The organism is Pelobacter seleniigenes DSM 18267 (genome assembly GCF_000711225.1).
Lineage (GTDB): Bacteria > Desulfobacterota > Desulfuromonadia > Desulfuromonadales > Geopsychrobacteraceae > Seleniibacterium > Seleniibacterium seleniigenes.
In genome coordinates this window covers 220,824-237,149 of record NZ_JOMG01000002.1, presented here as the reverse complement: position 1 = coordinate 237,149, position 16,326 = coordinate 220,824, and the positions used below count along the sequence as shown (strand labels likewise).

16 protein-coding genes are annotated in these 16,326 nt (G+C 55.5%); 12 read left to right on the top strand and 4 right to left on the bottom strand.

Translation table 11 applies throughout. From position 1 onward, the window contains the following. The first annotated feature begins 21 nt into the window (after positions 1-21). The 12 genes from cdaA (at position 22) to N909_RS0103660 (ending at position 11,788) form a co-directional block, all read left to right on the top strand. A complete protein-coding gene (gene cdaA, locus N909_RS0103715; RefSeq protein ID WP_029911589.1) occupies positions 22-810 on the top strand; it encodes a diadenylate cyclase CdaA in 789 nt (262 codons plus the stop codon). 5 nt (positions 811-815) lie between these two features. Beyond that, complete coding sequence (locus tag N909_RS0103710) at positions 816-1,529, top strand: CdaR family protein (RefSeq protein WP_029911585.1); 714 nt, start codon at positions 816-818, stop codon at positions 1,527-1,529. Then, positions 1,526-2,890, top strand: a complete 1,365-nt coding sequence (glmM, locus tag N909_RS0103705; protein ID WP_029911582.1) for a phosphoglucosamine mutase — start codon at positions 1,526-1,528, stop codon at positions 2,888-2,890. Before N909_RS0103710 ends, glmM begins: the two co-directional genes overlap by 4 nt. 122 nt (positions 2,891-3,012) lie before the next feature. Continuing rightward, the gene (locus N909_RS0103700) at positions 3,013-3,729 is read left to right on the top strand and encodes a pyridoxine 5'-phosphate synthase (RefSeq protein WP_029911580.1); all 717 of its coding nucleotides are present in this window, start codon (positions 3,013-3,015) and stop codon (positions 3,727-3,729) included. Positions 3,730-3,733: 4 nt separating this feature from the next. Next, positions 3,734-4,111 carry a holo-ACP synthase gene (locus tag N909_RS0103695; protein ID WP_029911577.1) on the top strand — a complete coding sequence of 126 codons (378 nt, stop codon included), beginning with the start codon at positions 3,734-3,736 and terminating at the stop codon, positions 4,109-4,111. After that, positions 4,111-5,664: a bifunctional ADP-dependent NAD(P)H-hydrate dehydratase/NAD(P)H-hydrate epimerase gene (locus tag N909_RS0103690; RefSeq protein ID WP_029911575.1), complete on the top strand. Its 1,554-nt coding sequence runs from the start codon at positions 4,111-4,113 to the stop codon at positions 5,662-5,664. Before N909_RS0103695 ends, N909_RS0103690 begins: the two co-directional genes overlap by 1 nt. A 2-nt stretch (positions 5,665-5,666) precedes the next feature. Further along, positions 5,667-6,116: a CBS domain-containing protein gene (locus N909_RS0103685; protein WP_029911572.1), complete on the top strand. Its 450-nt coding sequence runs from the start codon at positions 5,667-5,669 to the stop codon at positions 6,114-6,116. Positions 6,117-6,120: 4 nt separating this feature from the next. After that, positions 6,121-6,615 (top strand): tRNA (adenosine(37)-N6)-threonylcarbamoyltransferase complex ATPase subunit type 1 TsaE, encoded by a 495-nt coding sequence (gene tsaE / locus N909_RS0103680; protein WP_029911570.1) that lies wholly within the window; start codon positions 6,121-6,123, stop codon positions 6,613-6,615. 142 nt (positions 6,616-6,757) lie between these two features. Further along, positions 6,758-7,990 (top strand): aspartate kinase, encoded by a 1,233-nt coding sequence (locus tag N909_RS0103675; RefSeq protein WP_029911567.1) that lies wholly within the window; start codon positions 6,758-6,760, stop codon positions 7,988-7,990. A 150-nt stretch (positions 7,991-8,140) separates the two neighbouring features. Further along, positions 8,141-9,709, top strand: coding sequence for a citramalate synthase (gene cimA / locus N909_RS0103670; protein ID WP_029911564.1), 1,569 nt, complete (start codon positions 8,141-8,143; stop codon positions 9,707-9,709). A gap of 433 nt (positions 9,710-10,142) precedes the next feature. Further along, positions 10,143-10,271, top strand: a complete 129-nt coding sequence (locus N909_RS26280) for a hypothetical protein (RefSeq protein WP_281174806.1) — start codon at positions 10,143-10,145, stop codon at positions 10,269-10,271. A gap of 230 nt (positions 10,272-10,501) precedes the next feature. Next, complete coding sequence (locus N909_RS0103660; RefSeq protein WP_029911561.1) at positions 10,502-11,788, top strand: pyridoxal phosphate-dependent aminotransferase; 1,287 nt, start codon at positions 10,502-10,504, stop codon at positions 11,786-11,788. 96 nt (positions 11,789-11,884) lie between these two features. Here the strand turns inward: N909_RS0103660 and N909_RS0103655 are convergent, their stop codons facing one another. From N909_RS0103655 to epmA, 4 genes are all read right to left on the bottom strand, one after another. Further along, positions 11,885-12,493, bottom strand: a complete 609-nt coding sequence (locus N909_RS0103655; RefSeq protein ID WP_029911558.1) for a hypothetical protein — start codon at positions 12,491-12,493, stop codon at positions 11,885-11,887. An 84-nt stretch (positions 12,494-12,577) separates the two neighbouring features. Further along, positions 12,578-14,500, bottom strand: a complete 1,923-nt coding sequence (locus tag N909_RS0103650; RefSeq protein WP_029911555.1) for a sodium/solute symporter — start codon at positions 14,498-14,500, stop codon at positions 12,578-12,580. Positions 14,501-14,513: 13 nt separating this feature from the next. After that, a complete protein-coding gene (locus N909_RS0103645) occupies positions 14,514-14,780 on the bottom strand; it encodes a DUF485 domain-containing protein (RefSeq protein ID WP_029911552.1) in 267 nt (88 codons plus the stop codon). A 633-nt stretch (positions 14,781-15,413) separates the two neighbouring features. Continuing rightward, a complete protein-coding gene (epmA, locus tag N909_RS0103640; protein WP_029911549.1) occupies positions 15,414-16,325 on the bottom strand; it encodes an EF-P lysine aminoacylase EpmA in 912 nt (303 codons plus the stop codon). Position 16,326 lies beyond the last annotated feature (1 nt).

Here is a 16,326-nt window from a genome sequence, read left to right as displayed (position 1 = left end):
ACCGCATGACAGGTTGACGCAATGTTTGATGTCTTTTCCAATATCCGCTTGCTCGATATCCTCGACATCTCCATTGTTGCGTTTATTATCTACCGCATCATCCTGCTGATCAAAGGGACCCGGGCCGTGCAGATGCTGCTTGGTCTGGCTGTTATCCTGGTGGTCTACATGGCCTCGCGGATCGGCGATCTGCACACCCTGAACTGGTTTCTCAGCAACTTCCTGTCCTCGATCATTCTGGTGATCGTGGTCATCTTTCAAAATGATATTCGCAGAGCCCTGATGCACGTCGGACGCAACCCGTTTCTGGGGGGGACGACCTCGCGTGAGGAGTCCGCGGTGATCGAAGAGCTGGTGAAGGCCTGTGTCGCCCTCGGTAATCGCAAAATCGGCGCGCTGATCGCCATCGAGCGGGAGACCGGCATCAACGATATCCTGGAATCCGGCACCCCTATTGATGCGCGCGTTTCAACGGAATTGATCCGTGCCATCTTCATGCCGTCGTCGCCGATCCATGACGGTGCGCTGGTGCTGCAACAGGGGCGGCTGACCAAAGCCGGCTGTTTTCTGCCCTTGAGCCAGGGGGCAGAGCTGAACAAAGACCTGGGCACGCGCCACCGGGCCGCCATTGGACTGACCGAGCTGGCTGACGCCATCGCCATCATCGTTTCCGAGGAGACCGGGAAGATTTCGGTGGCGGTTAATGGAGGCATGACCCGTAACCTGGATGCGACCAGCCTGAAAAAAGTTCTCGGCCGGTTGCTTGAACCGCGTAAAGTCAAACTGCAGAAGAAAAAGAAGAGAGGGTAGGGGGCATGTTCAAGCTGTTCACCGAAAATTGGACCTTGAAGCTGATCTCCCTGGTCTTTGCCCTGCTGCTGTGGATGTTCATCATGGGGGAGCGGCGGCTGGAAGTCGGCTTCCGGGTCCCCCTGGAGTTGCAGAATATTCCCCAGGGACTGATGATCGCCAACGAGGTGCCGAGCCTGGTTGATGTGCGCATCAGCGGACCCCGCACCCTGCTGATGAAAGTCAGCCCCAGTGATATCAGTATCGTGGTTGACCTGAGTGACCTGAAACCGGGCCTGACCACCTTCAAGCGTCTTGAAGAGAGGCTGAACCTGCCGAGCGGCCTGCGGGTGACCCGGCTGTCCCCCTCTTTCATCGATCTGAAGCTGGAGCGGGTCAAGGAGAAGTTGGTGCCGATCAAAATCGCCCTGAACGGTGATCCCCTGGCCGGCTTCCAGGTGGGCAGTGTCCGCGCGGTTCCGGATCGGGTGATTGTCGCCGGGGCCGAGACCGAGTTGAAAAGCGTTAATGAAGTGACCACCGAAGAGATTGATCTGACCGGAGTCAATCAAGGCTTTTCGGTGATTGTGCCGCTGATCCATCGGGGCACCTACACTTATTTTAAAGATGACAAAACCACCGAGGTCCAGGTTGAAATCCAACCTGTTGAGACCTTGCCGACCGGGCCGGCGGATGCTGCCGGGCAGGGGGCGCAGCAACCACAGGGGAAGACTCAATGAGCATTGAAAAAAAACTGTTCGGCACCGACGGGGTGCGGGGCGTAGCGAATATCGAGCCGATGACCACGGAAATGGCCATGCAACTCGGGCGGGCAGCGGCCTATGTGTTTAAGAACGACGGCAACCGGCGCCACCGGGTGGTGATCGGCAAGGATACCCGGCTGTCCGGCTACATGATCGAGAATGCGCTGGTCGCCGGGATCTGTTCCATGGGGGTGGATGTTCTGCTGGTCGGGCCGTTGCCGACCCCGGGGATTGCTTTTATCACCTCTTCCATGCGGGCCGACGCGGGGGTGGTGATCAGTGCCTCGCACAACCCTTATCAGGACAACGGTATCAAGTTTTTCTCAAATACCGGGTTTAAACTGCCCGACGAACTTGAGCTGCGTATTGAGGAACTGATTATCAATCGCCGGCTGGAGGATTTGCGGCCAATAGCCGCTGAAGTGGGCAAGGCCTACCGGATCGATGACGCCATCGGCCGCTATGTCGTGTTCCTGAAGAACGCCTTCCCTAAAGACCTTGATCTGCAGGGCTTGCGCATTGTGCTCGATTGCGCCAACGGCGCCGGCTATAAGGTCGCACCGGCGGTCCTCACCGAACTCGGAGCCGAAGTCATCCCCCTTGGTGTCAAACCGGATGGGACCAATATCAACGAAGGATGCGGGTCCCTGCATCCGGAAGTGATGGCGGAAAAGGTCCGCGAATATCGGGCCGATCTCGGCATTGCCCTGGACGGCGACGCCGACCGGGTGATTTTTGTCGATGAAAAAGGAGTCGAGGTCGACGGTGATCACATCATGGCCCTGTGCGGCACGGAAATGATCAAGGCCGGTCAGTTGCAGAAAAAAACTGTGGTTGCTACGGTGATGAGCAACATGGGGCTGGATATCGCCATCAAAAAAGCGGGCGGCAAAGTCATCAGGACTGCGGTCGGCGATCGTTACGTGGTCGAAGAAATGATCAGCGGTGGCTATAATTTAGGTGGTGAACAGTCGGGACATATGATTTTCCTCGATCACAATACCACCGGCGACGGCATTCTTTCCGCCCTGCAGGTGCTGGCGATCATGCAGCGCAAAGGTAAGCGGCTGTCGGAATTGGCCCGGGTCATGACTTCTCTTCCCCAGGTTCTGGTGAACGTGCGGGTGAGAAAAAAGGCCGAGCTGCATGAAATTGAGCCGATCAAGAAGATTATCGATGAGGTCGAGGCGGAACTCGGCGATAAGGGCAGAGTGTTGATTCGTTATTCCGGTACCGAACCCCTATTGCGGGTGATGCTGGAAGGTGAAAACCAAAACCGGATTACCGTCCTCGCCGAGCAGCTGGCCGACGCGGTTCGCGAGCACTTGGGAGCCTGATATCCGAGCGGTACTGAAGGGGCGGCTTTCCGTATGCAACGCTTGACCGGTCTTCAGAGAGCCCGTCTGAAGATTGCTGATATGATGAGCGGGACCGAATGAGTAAAAATTGGAGAATAAAAGTGGCAAAACTTGGAGTCAATGTTGACCATATTGCAACCATCCGCCAGGCCCGTGGCATCACTGAGCCGGATCCGGTAACGGCCGCGGCCATTGCCGAACTCGCCGGCGCTGACGGAATTACCGTGCACCTGCGCGAAGACCGTCGGCATATTCAGGATCGCGATGTCGAAATTCTCAGGAAAACTGTCAAAACCAGACTCAATCTGGAGATGGCGTTGACCGACGAAATGGTCGCTATCGCCCTGAAAACCCTCCCCGACTCCGTGACCCTGGTTCCCGAAGGGCGTCATGAACTGACCACGGAGGGCGGCCTGGATGTCTCCCTGTTACAATCGACTCTGAAGGAAAAAATTGCCCTGCTCAAACAGGCCGGGATTGTTGTCAGCCTGTTCATCGAGCCGGATATCGATCAGATCAAAGCCAGCCACCGGGTCGGTGCGGATTTTATCGAAATTCATACCGGAACCTATTGTGAGGCCCAAAGCGAAGTGGACCAACTGCAGCAACTGCAGCGCATCGAAATTGGGATCAGCGCAGCTCGCAAGCTGGGGCTGCGGGTCAATGCCGGTCATGGTCTCGACTATCGTAATGTCGGCCCGGTTGTCGCCTTGGGTGGCATCGAAGAATTCAACATCGGCCACAGCATCGTGGCGCGGGCGGCTCTGGTCGGCATGGAGCGTGCGGTTCGGGAAATGCTGCAATTATTGAAAGGTTGATGATTTGGCCATTGTCGGGATTGGAACTGATCTCGCTCGTATCGACCGGTTCAGAAAGTTCCTGACACCGGATAATAAACTGCTGGAGCGGGTTTTTTCCGCAGAAGAACGCAATTACGCGCTGGGCAAGCATGATCCGGCCTCCCACCTGGCGGCACGCTTTGCCGCCAAAGAAGCATTTCTTAAGGCGTTGGGGACAGGGCTTCGCGATGGCCTGAGTTGGCAACAGGTCTGTGTCGTCAATGATTCCCTTGGCTGCCCGACCCTGGCCATTTCCGCACGTGCTGCGGAAATGATGGCGGAACGGGGTGCGTCCAAAGTCTTTTTAAGTTATTCCCATGACGGTGACTACGCCGTGGCTACAGTGGTTCTGGAGGGCTGATGAGACTCTGCACTGCAAAGGAAATGGCGGCGGTTGATCAGCATGCGATCAATGAACTCGGGGTCCCCGGAGCGGTGTTGATGGAAAATGCCGGCCGGGCCTGCTGCGATCAGTTCGAGCAGACTTTCGGCAGGTTGTTTCCGGGGCCGGTGCTGGTGATTGCCGGCAAAGGGAACAACGGTGGCGATGGCTATGTCATGGCCCGGGTGCTCGCCGACCGTGGCTGGCAAGTTGAGACGCTGGTCCTTGGCGGTGAAGCGGAGATCAACGGCGATGCCAAGATCATGCTTAATATTCTCAATGCCCTGGCTCTGCCGGTCGATTTTATCACCGACAGCGAGCAGCTAAGTGGATACTTTGCCCGGACAAACTGGCCGATCATCGTCGATGCGGTGTTCGGAACCGGACTCAATTCGGCGGTACGCGGTCTGCAAAGAGAGGCCATCCGTCTGATCAACGCTTCTGCTGCCGCAGTGTTTGCCGTCGATATCCCCTCCGGCGTGGACGGCTCCAGCGGCAAAATCTTGGGGCTCGCCGTTGACGCCGATCTGACCGTAACCTTTGATTGCGCCAAGATCGGCCATGGCAGCCGGCCGGGAGCGGACTGTGTCGGTCAGCTCAAGGTCGTCGATATCGGTATTCCGCGGCAACTGCGGCCACAGCTGTCATCGCGGGTTCGCCTGCTTGATGAGGCGGATGCCCGGGCGCTACTCCCGGCGCGGGCAACGGGTGGGCATAAGGGCAGCTTCGGCCACCTGCTGGTGGTTGCCGGATCACCGGGGAAGACCGGGGCCGCGGCCCTTGCCGGCAACTGCGCCGCGCGTAGCGGCTGCGGGCTGGTCACCGTCGCCACGCCGGCCGCGGTTCATGATATTATTGAAGTGAAATTGACCGAAGCCATGAGCTGCCCTCTGGCTGATCAGGACGGTCTGCTGAGTTTTGCCGCCCGCCCGCAACTGCAAGCTCTGTTGAACGGACGCCAGGCGGTTGCCATAGGTCCAGGTTTGGGGCAGAGTGCAGAGCTGGCCCGTCTGCTGGGCTGGCTGATTGGGCATGTCCGGGTTCCAATGGTGCTTGATGCCGACGGGCTGAACTTGCTGGCCGGACAGCTGGAGTTGCTGCAACAACCCGACCGTGCGCCCCTGGTTCTGACCCCTCACCCCGGTGAAATGGCCCGGCTTTGCGGGTTGAGTGTGGCCGAGATAGAAGCGAATCGGTTCGAATGTGCGGCGACCTTTGCCGCGCAATATAATGTCGTGCTGTTGCTGAAAGGTGCACGGACCGTGATCGCGGCTGCGGACGGCCGGGTGGATATCAATGCCACCGGCAACGATGGACTGGCCGCTGGTGGCAGCGGCGATGTCCTGACCGGATTAATCGGCGGTCTGTTGGCCCAGGGCATGGATGCTTTTGCCGCAGCCTCTCTGGGGGCCTGGCTACACGGCCGGGCAGCGGAACTGATCGCCGGGACCAGCGGGACGGCAGGGATGATTGCTACCGACCTGATCTCACATTTGCCCGTGGCACGGCATGAACTGCTGAAAGGAGCCTGACCATGCTGACAGCAAAAGAAATCATGACAACGGACGTCGTTGCGGTGACAACGGATACCAGCCTCAAGGAACTGGCTAAAAAATTTGTCGAAACCCGTTACAGCAATATGCCGGTATTAGATGAAAACGGCAAACTGGTCGGGGTTATCAGTGAAACCGACCTGGTTGAGCAACAGAGACCGATGCATATTCCCACGGTCATGGCTCTGTTCGATTGGGTTTTTTATCTCGACAGCGAGAAAAAGTTCAAGGAAGAGGTCGACCGGGTCACCGCCACCACCGTGGGGGAACTGTGCAGCCGGAATGTGGTGACCTGTTCCCCGAATGACAGCGTCCGCGATCTGGCAGGACTGATGAGTAAGCACAAGGTTCATCTGTTGCCGGTTGTTGAGCAGGGCAAGATGGTCGGCGTCGTGGCCCGGCTTGACCTGATTCGGGCCATGGAGGATTGAAGGCGTGAGCTCCTGGGTGTTTACCAGTTCCGATGAAGCGGCAACCTGCGAACTGGGGAGACTGCTGGGCTGCCTGTTGGAGGATCCGGCCCTGATTCTACTGGAGGGCGACCTGGGAACCGGGAAATCGGTCTTTGCCCGCGGGGTTGCCCGAGGCCTGGGAGTTGATGCGCGGATCCCGATCACCAGCCCCACCTTTACCCTGATGAATCACTACCGGGCAAGGCTGGATCTTTATCATTTTGACCTTTATCGGTTGACCGATCCGGACGAATTAATTGAGATCGGTTTTGATGATTATGCCTATGGTTCCGGGGTCGCGCTGGTGGAATGGCCTGAAAAAACCGGCGATACCCTGCAGGGTGGGCTTTGGGTCCGCTTGCAACGTCTCGACAATGAGCGGCGGCTGATTGAATTGTCCGCTCAGGATGAGGACCATCGGACCCTGCTTGAGCGCCTGAGAGCCTTTGTGGTAGAGACCGCGGTCGAGCAAAAGTAGCGAATAATGCGGCGACTCCTTTTCGGGTCTCCGGATTTTTCTTGCTATTAAGTTAAAAAATCTGGAAAATCAAACCTTTATAAATACCGATGGGGACTGCGGTCGACCGTCGGCTTTTCCTGTGAGGAGGATGAAAACTGTTATGGCTCTGGTAGTTCAGAAATATGGTGGAACATCGGTGGGAACCGTGGAGCGGATCCGCAATGTTGCCCGCCGGGTTGCCAAAACTTTCGATGATGGAAACGATGTCGTGGTGATCGTTTCCGCCATGGCTGGTGAGACCAACCGTCTGGTTGCTTTGGCCGAGGAAATCAGCGAATTTCCCAACGAGCGTGAATATGATGTCCTGGTGTCAACCGGGGAGCAGGTGACCATTGCATTACTGTCCATGTGCCTGCAATCCATGGGCTACAATGCCAAAAGCTATCTTGGCTATCAAATTCCCATGGTCACTGACAAAGCTCACGCCAAGGCGAGAATCAAAAGCATCGATGACAAGAAAATCCGCGAAGACCTGAAAAGCGGGACAATTATTGTCGTCGCCGGATTTCAAGGGACCGACGGCGAAGGGAATATCACCACCCTCGGCCGGGGCGGTTCGGATACCTCGGCCGTGGCGGTCGCTGCCGCGCTGAAAGCGGATGTCTGTGAAATTTACACGGATGTCGACGGGGTTTACACCACCGATCCGCGCATGGTGCCCAGCGCCCGGAAAATTGAAAAGATCTCTTACGAGGAGATGCTCGAGATGGCTTCCCTGGGAGCCAAAATCCTGCAGATCCGCAGTGTCGAATTTGCCAAAAAATACAACGTCGTTGTTCATGTGCGTTCAAGTTTCGATGACAGCCCGGGAACGCTCGTAATGAAGGAGGATCATGAGATGGAGACCGTACTGGTTTCAGGTATCGCTTATAACAAGGATGAAGCAAAAATCAGCATTTTCGGGGTTCCCGATCATCCCGGAATTGCCGCCCAGATATTTACCCCGTTGAGCAACAACAATATCACTGTCGATATGATCATCCAGAACGTGTCCCATGAAGGGGCGACCGACATGACCTTTACCGTTCCCAAGGGGGATGCCAAAAAAGCGGTTCAGATCATTGAGGAAATTGCCGCAAATATCGGTGCCCGCGGGGTCAGCCATAACAACAATATTGCCAAGGTCTCCATCATCGGGGTCGGCATGCGCTCCCATTCGGGTGTCGCCAGCACCATGTTTGAAACCTTGTCCCGTGAAGGCATCAATATCGAAATGATTTCGACCAGTGAGATCAAGGTTTCCTGCATCATTAACGCGAAGTATACCGAGTTGGCCGTGCGGGTTCTGCATGAAGCCTTCGGTCTTGATCATAAGGAAATCGAAGAAAACTGAATGATGGGCAACCTGGCTCTAGGAGGGGAGAGCCAGCACCTCAGGCACACTGCCCCGCTGAAATTCGAATGCCGATCCTTGCCTCCGCCGGTCCGCTCCTAATATCTCCGTCGGACAGGAGATTGCAAGGCAGACAAGGAATGCCATAGCATGGGAAAAATCTATCTGTACGACACCACCTTGCGTGACGGAACGCAGGCGGAAGATATCTCTTTTCAGGTTGAAGATAAGGTGCGCATCGCCAAGAAGCTTGACGAACTGGGCATCGATTATATCGAAGGCGGCTGGCCCGGCTCCAACCCCAAGGACATCAGCTTCTTCCGGGCCATGCAGAACGAAACCCTGGAGCATAGTAAAATAGCCGCATTCGGTTCCACCCGACGGGCGCGGATCACCCCGGCCGAGGATAACAACATTCAGATGCTGGTCGCCGCAACTCCTGATGTTGTGACCATCTTTGGCAAAACCTGGGATTTTCATGTCCAGGAGGCCTTGCGGATCTCCCTGGAGGAGAACCTGGAATTGATTAATGATTCTCTGGTCTACCTCAAGGAGCGAGTCAGCGAGGTGATCTACGACGCGGAGCATTTCTTCGACGGCTATAAGCAGAATCCTGAATACGCCTTGAAAACGCTGCAGGCCGCAGCTGCTGCCGGGGTTGACTGTATTGTGCTCTGTGATACCAACGGTGGGACCCTGCCCCATGAAATCCCCGCCATTATGCAGGCTGTGCGCAAGGCGGTGTCAACTCCCCTGGGCATCCATGCCCACAACGACAGCGAGTGTGCCGTGGCCAACTCTTTGATGGCTGTCCACTGCGGCGCTATCCAGGTTCAGGGCACGGTGAACGGCTTCGGGGAACGCTGTGGCAACGCCAACCTCTGTTCCATCATTCCCGCTCTGCAGCTCAAGACCGGGCTGCAATGTTTGCCAGACGAGAAGCTTAAAAACCTGCGAAAAATTTCCCGCTACATTTATGAACTTGCCAACCTTGCTCCGGACAAACATCAGCCCTATGTTGGCAATTCAGCCTTTGCCCACAAGGGTGGGGTTCATGTGTCCGCGATTCAGCGTCATCCGCAGACTTATGAACATATTCGACCGGAGCAGGTCGGCAACCGCACCAGGGTGCTGGTCTCCGACCTTTCCGGGCGCGCTAATATTTTGGCCAAAGCCGAGGAATGCGGCCTGTCCCTAGACAGTCAGGATCCGGTGACCCTCGAAATTCTGGAAGAAATCAAGGATTTGGAAAATAAAGGCTTCCAGTTTGAAGGGGCAGAGGCCTCTTTCGAACTCTTGATGCTCAAAGAAATGGGCAAGCTCAAGCATTATTTTGCCGTCACTGGCTTTCGGGTTATCGATACCTTGCGCGAGAGCGATCGGGACCCGGTCTCCGAAGCGACCATCAAGGTCAAGGTCGGTGGGAAAATCGAACACACCGCTGCCGACGGCAACGGTCCGGTCCATGCCCTTGATAACGCCCTGCGCAAGGGATTGATCAACTTTTATCCGCAGATCGGCGACGTCAAACTGCTTGATTATAAGGTTCGGGTGCTGCCGGCCAGCCAGGGGACCGACGCGATGATCCGAGTGCTGGTTGAGTCCGGAGATCAGGATGGTCGTTGGGGAACGGTTGGGGTCAGCAGCAACGTCATCGATGCTTCCTATCAGGCGTTGGCGGACTCTTTGACCTATAAGCTGTATAAAGACAGTCTGTAAGCAGGTTGGGGTGGCCGAGGAGGTCGTCAAAAAAATAACGGTCAATATTTTTTCGTCAGATAACTGACGGAGGCCGCCGGAGCCCACTCCTATGCTATTTTTATAACTGAATCGCTCAACTTTTAAATGCCGGGCGATTCGGCTTCTTTGTTTTGTCGTCAAATTATTGGCGAAAAAATGACCAATCTAGGTGCAATTCCTTCCTGCTGACCCTCTGTCAAGTCTGTACGATAGCCTCTTGTTTTCTCTTATTCTCTTTTTAACATATTGAAAATTAAAGAATATCTTCGTTTTAATGAGAAAATAACAGAGCTCCTTCGCCGGGTTGGCACAACTTGTGTAATATCCCTTGCTAAAGGTTGTATTTGCACGTCATGTCCAGCATAGAGCCTTAAGGGGGTACAAAATGAAATGTCCAAAGTGCAAAGGAAGAATGTATTCAGAAAAATATTATGATTTCGTCCGTGCTTTTGATGCATGGAAGTGCAGTGCCTGCGGTGAAGTCATCGATCCGGTTATTCTGGCCAACAGGACCCGCAATAAGTCACATGAGATCAGCTGATTTTCCCAGAACTGTTTAACTATTCAAAAGGGTCGAAGACCAGGTCTTCGGCCCTTTTTCTATAATAAGCACTCAGCACCCAAGACGCCCGAAAGGATAACTATACCAGAGGCTGAATAAAAGGGTTGAATTTTCAAAAGCAATATGAATAATGTCGACATTCGACAGGCGGCTTTATTAAAGCCACCGGACCAATTGACGGAAACCATGACTGACACGGGAGTTTTTCCATGAAAAATGGAACCTATGAAGTCCATTTGAATTTGAATGTGCGCGGTTTGCCGGTTTCGGCAACCCTGGGAATCAACGAGGAGAGCAACCGACTGATTGCTGCAGGCAAGCAGGTCTACAAGCTTGGTTTGGGACAATCCCCCTTTCCGGTCCCGGGACCGGTGGTGCAGGAGCTGCAGAATAATGCGCACCAGAAGGATTATCTGCCGGTGCGAGGTCTGCCTGCTTTGTGTGATGCGGTTGCCCATTATTATCGCCGCACCCAGGATCTGCCCATTTCCCAGGAAAATGTTCTGATCGGCCCCGGTTCCAAGGAGCTGATGTTTATTCTGCAACTGGTTTACTATGGTGATCTGGTCATTCCCACCCCGAGCTGGGTTTCCTACGCCCCGCAGGCGCATATTGTCGGCCGCCATGTCTACTGGCTGGAGACCGATGAAAAGAACAACTGGTTGCTGACCCCCGAGGAATTGGAAAACCTCTGCCAAGCGGATCCGAGCAAGCCCCGCGTGGTCATTCTGAACTACCCGAACAACCCGACCGGTTGCTCCTATTCTCCCGAGCAGTTGCAGGCTCTCGCCCAGGTGGCCAGGAAATACAAGGTGATCCTGCTTTCCGACGAGATTTATGGCGAGTTGAACTTCAAAGGCTGCCATCAGTCGATAGCCCGTTATTATCCGGAAGGGACCATCATCGCCAGCGGCTTGAGCAAATGGGCCGGCGCCGGTGGCTGGCGGTTGGGGACTTTCGCCTTTCCAGCTGAACTGAAATGGCTGATGGAGGCCATGGCCGTGGTGGCCAGCGAGACTTTCACGGCGACCAGCGCACCGATCCAATATGCCGCGGTCCGGGCCTTTCGAGGAGGAGATAAGATCGAGCGCTATCTGCACAATTCCCGGCGGGTGCTGAAGGCTTTGAGCGACTGGATCTGGACGACCATGACCCGGGCCGGCGTGACCGTCGCCCGCCCCGATGGTGCGTTCTACATGCTGCCCGATTTCGAGCCATTACGGGAGCAGCTGGAAGCCAAGGGGATTGCTGACGGAGAAACCTTCTGTCGCCGCTTGCTGCAGGAGACCGGGGTGGCGATTCTGCCGGGCAGCAGTTTTGGCCGTCCGAAAAAGGAATTGACCGCCCGGCTAGCGTTTGTTGATTTCGACGGGGCCAGGGCGCTGGCTGCTGCCGAACAATATTCCGCAGAGCAGCCGCTGGACGAAGAATTTTTGAAGATTTACTGCGAAAAGGTGCTTACGGCCATCAACAAACTCTGTGACTGGCTGAAGTAATCACTCAGGGCGGCAAATTGGCCGTCGCCATGAACAGTTCGCTCCACCTTGAGGGGCTCTCGACAGGTCGCGTTACAGTGGCTTACCGGGGGCCGTTCAGGCGGAGCGTTCTTTTTTGATGCTGTGGGAAAGCTTGAGAATCCCCAGGATCGCGATGATCGCGAAAAGCAAACCCCGCCACACAATAGGTTTTTTCCCTTCGCTGATGAAAATAACCTTGGGACTGACCGGAACGTTCATTTCTTCCAGGAGCTTACTCAGCTTGTCGCGATTCGATCCCGCCACCAGGCCGGAAACCGTCATCCCGGTCAAGGTTTTGGGACCGTAGAAGAGGTCCGCGTTGGCGGCGATAAAGGCCTGTTTTTCCTGCTCTGTATCGAATTGGAAATAATATTTTTTCAGGGTGGCAAGCACTTGCGGATCGCGAGTCTCAAACCAGACCTCAGGAGCTTTTTCACCCTTGGTGGTGGTCAAGGGGACCAGAAAGGAGTCGATATCCATGGTCCCGGACATGTTGATGGCCCGGGTCAGATCCTGATTGCCGCCGGTTATGGTCAGCCATTCTCTGGGCGGACCGGAGCGTTGTAACTGGTCCAGGGTGATCTCCAGCGGGGCCGGGTTGCGCAGGGCAAGGGTCAGCTCGCCGTAGGCCAGCCAAGCGAGCAGCAGGCATACTGCGACAATGGTGAAGCGAAATCGATGCATGATGTGGTTTCCTGTGAAAAAGGCCGCCCGAAGGCGGCCTAGAGTATCGCAAAGTGCTGCTCTGAATTCAAGTGCTTCTGTGGCTCAGGCGGTTTCACCCGACTGTTCAAGGGCGACATCTTTCTGCGACATTAAAGAAACCAGGACCAGGGCGATAAAAGAGAGCGGAATGGAAATCAGCGCCGGACTGTTGAACTGGACCGGGGCATCGGCCGGAAGCATCCCGTACCTGACCCACATATCCGGCGAGACCAGGATCAGCCCCAGGGAGCTGACCAGTCCGACCAGAATTGAAGCAGCCACGCCTTTGGCAGTTGTCTTACTCCAGAACAGCAGCATCAGGATAGCCGGCAGGTTGGCCGAGGCCGCCACCGCAAAGGCCCAGCCGACCAGGAACGAAACGTTCATCCCTTCGAAAACGATCCCCAGGTAGATGGCGATGCAGCCGATCACAATAGCGGAAATCTTACCGGCCCGAACCTTGCCGCGGTCGGTCATCTGCATGCCCAGGAAGTTGTCCATTAGATCGTGGGCGATCGCTCCCGAGGCAGCGACAATCAGACCGGAGACCGTTCCCAGCACGGTGGCAAAGGCCAGCGAGGAGATCACCGCAAACAGAACCACCCCAAAGGACAACGCCAGCAGCGGTGCCGACATATTGTTATCGGTAATGTTGATGACCCCGTTGGTCATGGCACCCATGCCCAAAAACAGGGTCAGGATATAGAAGAAGCCGATGGCGGCAATGGCGACGATGGTTGATTTACGGGCCGCGGCCTGACTGGGGACGGTGTAATAGCGGATCAGGATGTGCGGCAGGGCTGCGGTGCCGCAGAACAGGGCCAGCATCAGCGACATGAAGTTGAATTTCTGCAAGCCGGTGGCATTGTCGACCTTGAACTTCAGGCCTGGGCGTAAAATGCGGGAGCCGGGGGTAGGCTTCTGGTAATAAACGGTGGTCAGGGTATCGCCGACCTGAACATACTTCTTGCCCCAGAGCACAATGGTCGAATCCTTCAACGCGGACAGATACGCCAGTGGGCCGACTGCTCCGGTTGCGGCGACGTCCTGACCATTAACGCGCAGTTCCTTGATATGTCCAACCGGGAAGAATTTCCCTTCTTCAGCGCTGGCGCCATTATAAAGTTTGGTCCCATCAGCCAGTTTGGTGACATAGAGGGTTTCGTCCAGGGTGTAGCCGGTCGCGGTTTTCTGCAGGTGCCAGATTGAGTCATTGCCATCCTTGACCAGCTTGATGAAGCCGGCTTTGCCGAATGCGGAATCGAGGCCGTCAACGATTTGGTAGCCGGGTTCGCTGATGTTCAGGCTGCTATCGGCATGCAGGGTTTTGAAGTCGTGATAGGGCATGCCGTTATTGACCGGCGTGGTCGACAGACCGCGGAACAGGACTGCAATGACCACCACGGTAGACATGATCAGCAGCAGGGCTCCCTTGAAAAACTGGACGTAGGTTGTCGAAGCCATACCCGCCGTGGCGACGATGATGGTGACGACGATGCCGACGATACAGACGCCGACCCAGTGCGGCAACCCGAGCAGAGGCTGAACCAGGACGCCGGCCCCGACCATCTGCGGGATCAGATAGAAAACCGACACCAGCAGGGTGGAGATGGCGGCCATCAGCTGAATCGATTTGGAATTGAACTTGGAGTCCAGCGCGTCGGTAAAGGTGTATTTGCCGAGGCGTTTCATTGGTTCCGCAACCAGGAACAGGGCGACAATCCAGCCCGCCAGATAGCCGATGGAGTACATCCAGCCATCGTAACCTGCCGTCGCGATCATGCCGCAAATACCGAGGAAGGAGGCAGCCGACAGATAGTCGCCGGCAAAGGCGATGCCGTTGGTCATCCAGTGGATTTGCCCGCCGGCGGCATAATAGCCTTCAGCGGAGCTGGTGCGGCGGGCCAGAAAGAAGGACAGGCCGAGAACAAACAGCACAAAGAAAATGAACAGACCGATTGCCAGCGGGGATTGGGTATAAATCATGGCGCCGCCCTCCTTAACTGTTCAGTTCTTTTTCTGCTTTGCCGCAGAAAAAGTTATAGATAACGGCCATGACCAGGGCCAGGACAATCAGGCCGAAGCCCCAGATCACCGCAGCGGTCTGACCGAGCACAATGATTTCCATAATTTTCGGATTGGTCGTGTTAAGGATGACGAAAGTGGCGTAAACCAGGGTGTAGACAATAAACATCTTGATGCCGAGCTTTGTCTTGTACGCGGCGGCGTTATCTTTGCCGAGTTTCACTGCGGGTCCGTGTCCCATAAACCGATCTCCTCTCTCTCAATAATGCCGATTAAAAACACACATAAGTAAAAAAATAACAGTTTTTGTTTTTAAGCTACTGTTATATTGCTATCTATATCGCTGAAAATATTAAATAAAATATTCAATAATCTTGTTATAAAATGAGCGATCTGGTCTTTTTGTTTCGCGTTATAATACGTTGTTATAAAATGAAGTCAATGCTAAAAAAAAACCTGCGATCTGGTTTTCCTGCTGAAATTGTGTTTTCACCGCCAGATAAAAAACTTCAGAGACAAATGATGTCGGTCAGTTGCTGTGTTCTCCCCGGAAGGTAAGGTGGGGCTGAAAAGAGGATCTTTTGAAGAGATAATTAATAGAAAATAATTTTTTTTGAAGAAGGGCGGGGAATGGAGCTAGTTTAAAGGCGCTGGCAGCAAAACCGGAACTGTCCCCGCACGGGGGCTGTCCCAGGTCTTTGCGGTGCTAACCGCGACAGTTTCATGGCTCGCAAACTCTTGGGACAGCCCCCGATGACCCTGGGGACAGTCCCGAGTTTACTGCAAAGTTGCTTAAGCTGACACCATTCAGGAGGACGGGTACTTCCATTCTGCCGAATTCGGGAAAGCAGGGATGGGTGACGATCGTGGCCGGTCAGAGCTGCTCCGGGGTAAAGGCGACGCAGTCGTCAATGGTTGGCAGGTCACAGAGCAGCATGACCAAGCGATCGATACCAAGGGCAATTCCGGCGGCGGCAGAGAGGGTGTCGAGTTCTTTTAAAAAGGGCTGCGGCGTGGGGTAGGGCGGTTTGCCACAGGCCCGGCGTTGCTGCTCTTCTGCGGCGAATCGCTGCCGCTGTTCTTGCGAATCGGTCAACTCGGAAAAGGCGTTGGCGAGTTCCAGGCCGGCGATATAAAGTTCGAAGCGTTCGGCAACCGCAGGCTGACCTGGCTTGGTGCGTGCCAGGGAGGCACATGCGGCCGGATATTCAATGAGAAAAAGCGGCTTTTCGGTCGGTAGCTGCGGTTCGATCTCAAGGGCCATCATGGTATCGAATTCACCGCTGGCGAGTGCCTCCGCCAAAGGCATGGGGCTGAAAGCGGCAAAGGCTTCGGCCACGGTGAGACGCGGCCAAGGAGGCTGCAGATCGACTAACTGCCCCTGCCAGGCCAGCTGCCCGGCCGGGCAGAGGGTGTCGAGCAGCGCTTCGCAATCGTCCATCAGGGCGGTATAGTCGCAGCCTTGCCGATACCACTCGAGCATACTGTATTCGGGCAGGTGACGGCGGCTTCTTTCCCCCTGGCGCCAGCAGTGGCAGATCTGGAAAATGCGTTCATAGCCGGCCGCCAGCAGGCGTTTCATACACAATTCGGGAGAGGTCTGCAGGAACCATTCGGCTGCGGGTTCGGCGTCGATGTGCAGTTCGGGGGCATTGGCGGGAATCCGCTGCGGCGTCTCGACGTCCAGAAAATCCCGTTCCATGAAGAAGGCCCGGACCTGCTGCAGGATCCGGGCCCGCTTGAAAAGAAAGGCTCGCTTGCGGGCGAGTTGCCAGTTCGGCTCCACC

Bases quoted from the DNA above. Each gene is read 5' to 3' on its own strand.
- cdaA (WP_029911589.1), top strand. From the start codon at position 22: ATGTTTGATGTCTTTTCCAATATCCGCTTGCTCGATATCCTCGACATC.
- N909_RS0103710 (WP_029911585.1), top strand. From the start codon at position 816: ATGTTCAAGCTGTTCACCGAAAATTGGACCTTGAAGCTGATCTCCCTG.
- glmM (WP_029911582.1), top strand. From the start codon at position 1,526: ATGAGCATTGAAAAAAAACTGTTCGGCACCGACGGGGTGCGGGGCGTA.
- N909_RS0103690 (WP_029911575.1), top strand. From the start codon at position 4,111: ATGAGACTCTGCACTGCAAAGGAAATGGCGGCGGTTGATCAGCATGCG.
- N909_RS0103685 (WP_029911572.1), top strand. From the start codon at position 5,667: ATGCTGACAGCAAAAGAAATCATGACAACGGACGTCGTTGCGGTGACA.
- N909_RS0103675 (WP_029911567.1), top strand. From the start codon at position 6,758: ATGGCTCTGGTAGTTCAGAAATATGGTGGAACATCGGTGGGAACCGTG.
- cimA (WP_029911564.1), top strand. From the start codon at position 8,141: ATGGGAAAAATCTATCTGTACGACACCACCTTGCGTGACGGAACGCAG.
- N909_RS26280 (WP_281174806.1), top strand. From the start codon at position 10,143: ATGTATTCAGAAAAATATTATGATTTCGTCCGTGCTTTTGATGCATGG.
- N909_RS0103660 (WP_029911561.1), top strand. From the start codon at position 10,502: ATGAAAAATGGAACCTATGAAGTCCATTTGAATTTGAATGTGCGCGGT.
- N909_RS0103655 (WP_029911558.1), bottom strand. From the start codon at position 12,493: ATGCATCGATTTCGCTTCACCATTGTCGCAGTATGCCTGCTGCTCGCT.
- N909_RS0103650 (WP_029911555.1), bottom strand. From the start codon at position 14,500: ATGATTTATACCCAATCCCCGCTGGCAATCGGTCTGTTCATTTTCTTT.
- N909_RS0103645 (WP_029911552.1), bottom strand. From the start codon at position 14,780: ATGGGACACGGACCCGCAGTGAAACTCGGCAAAGATAACGCCGCCGCG.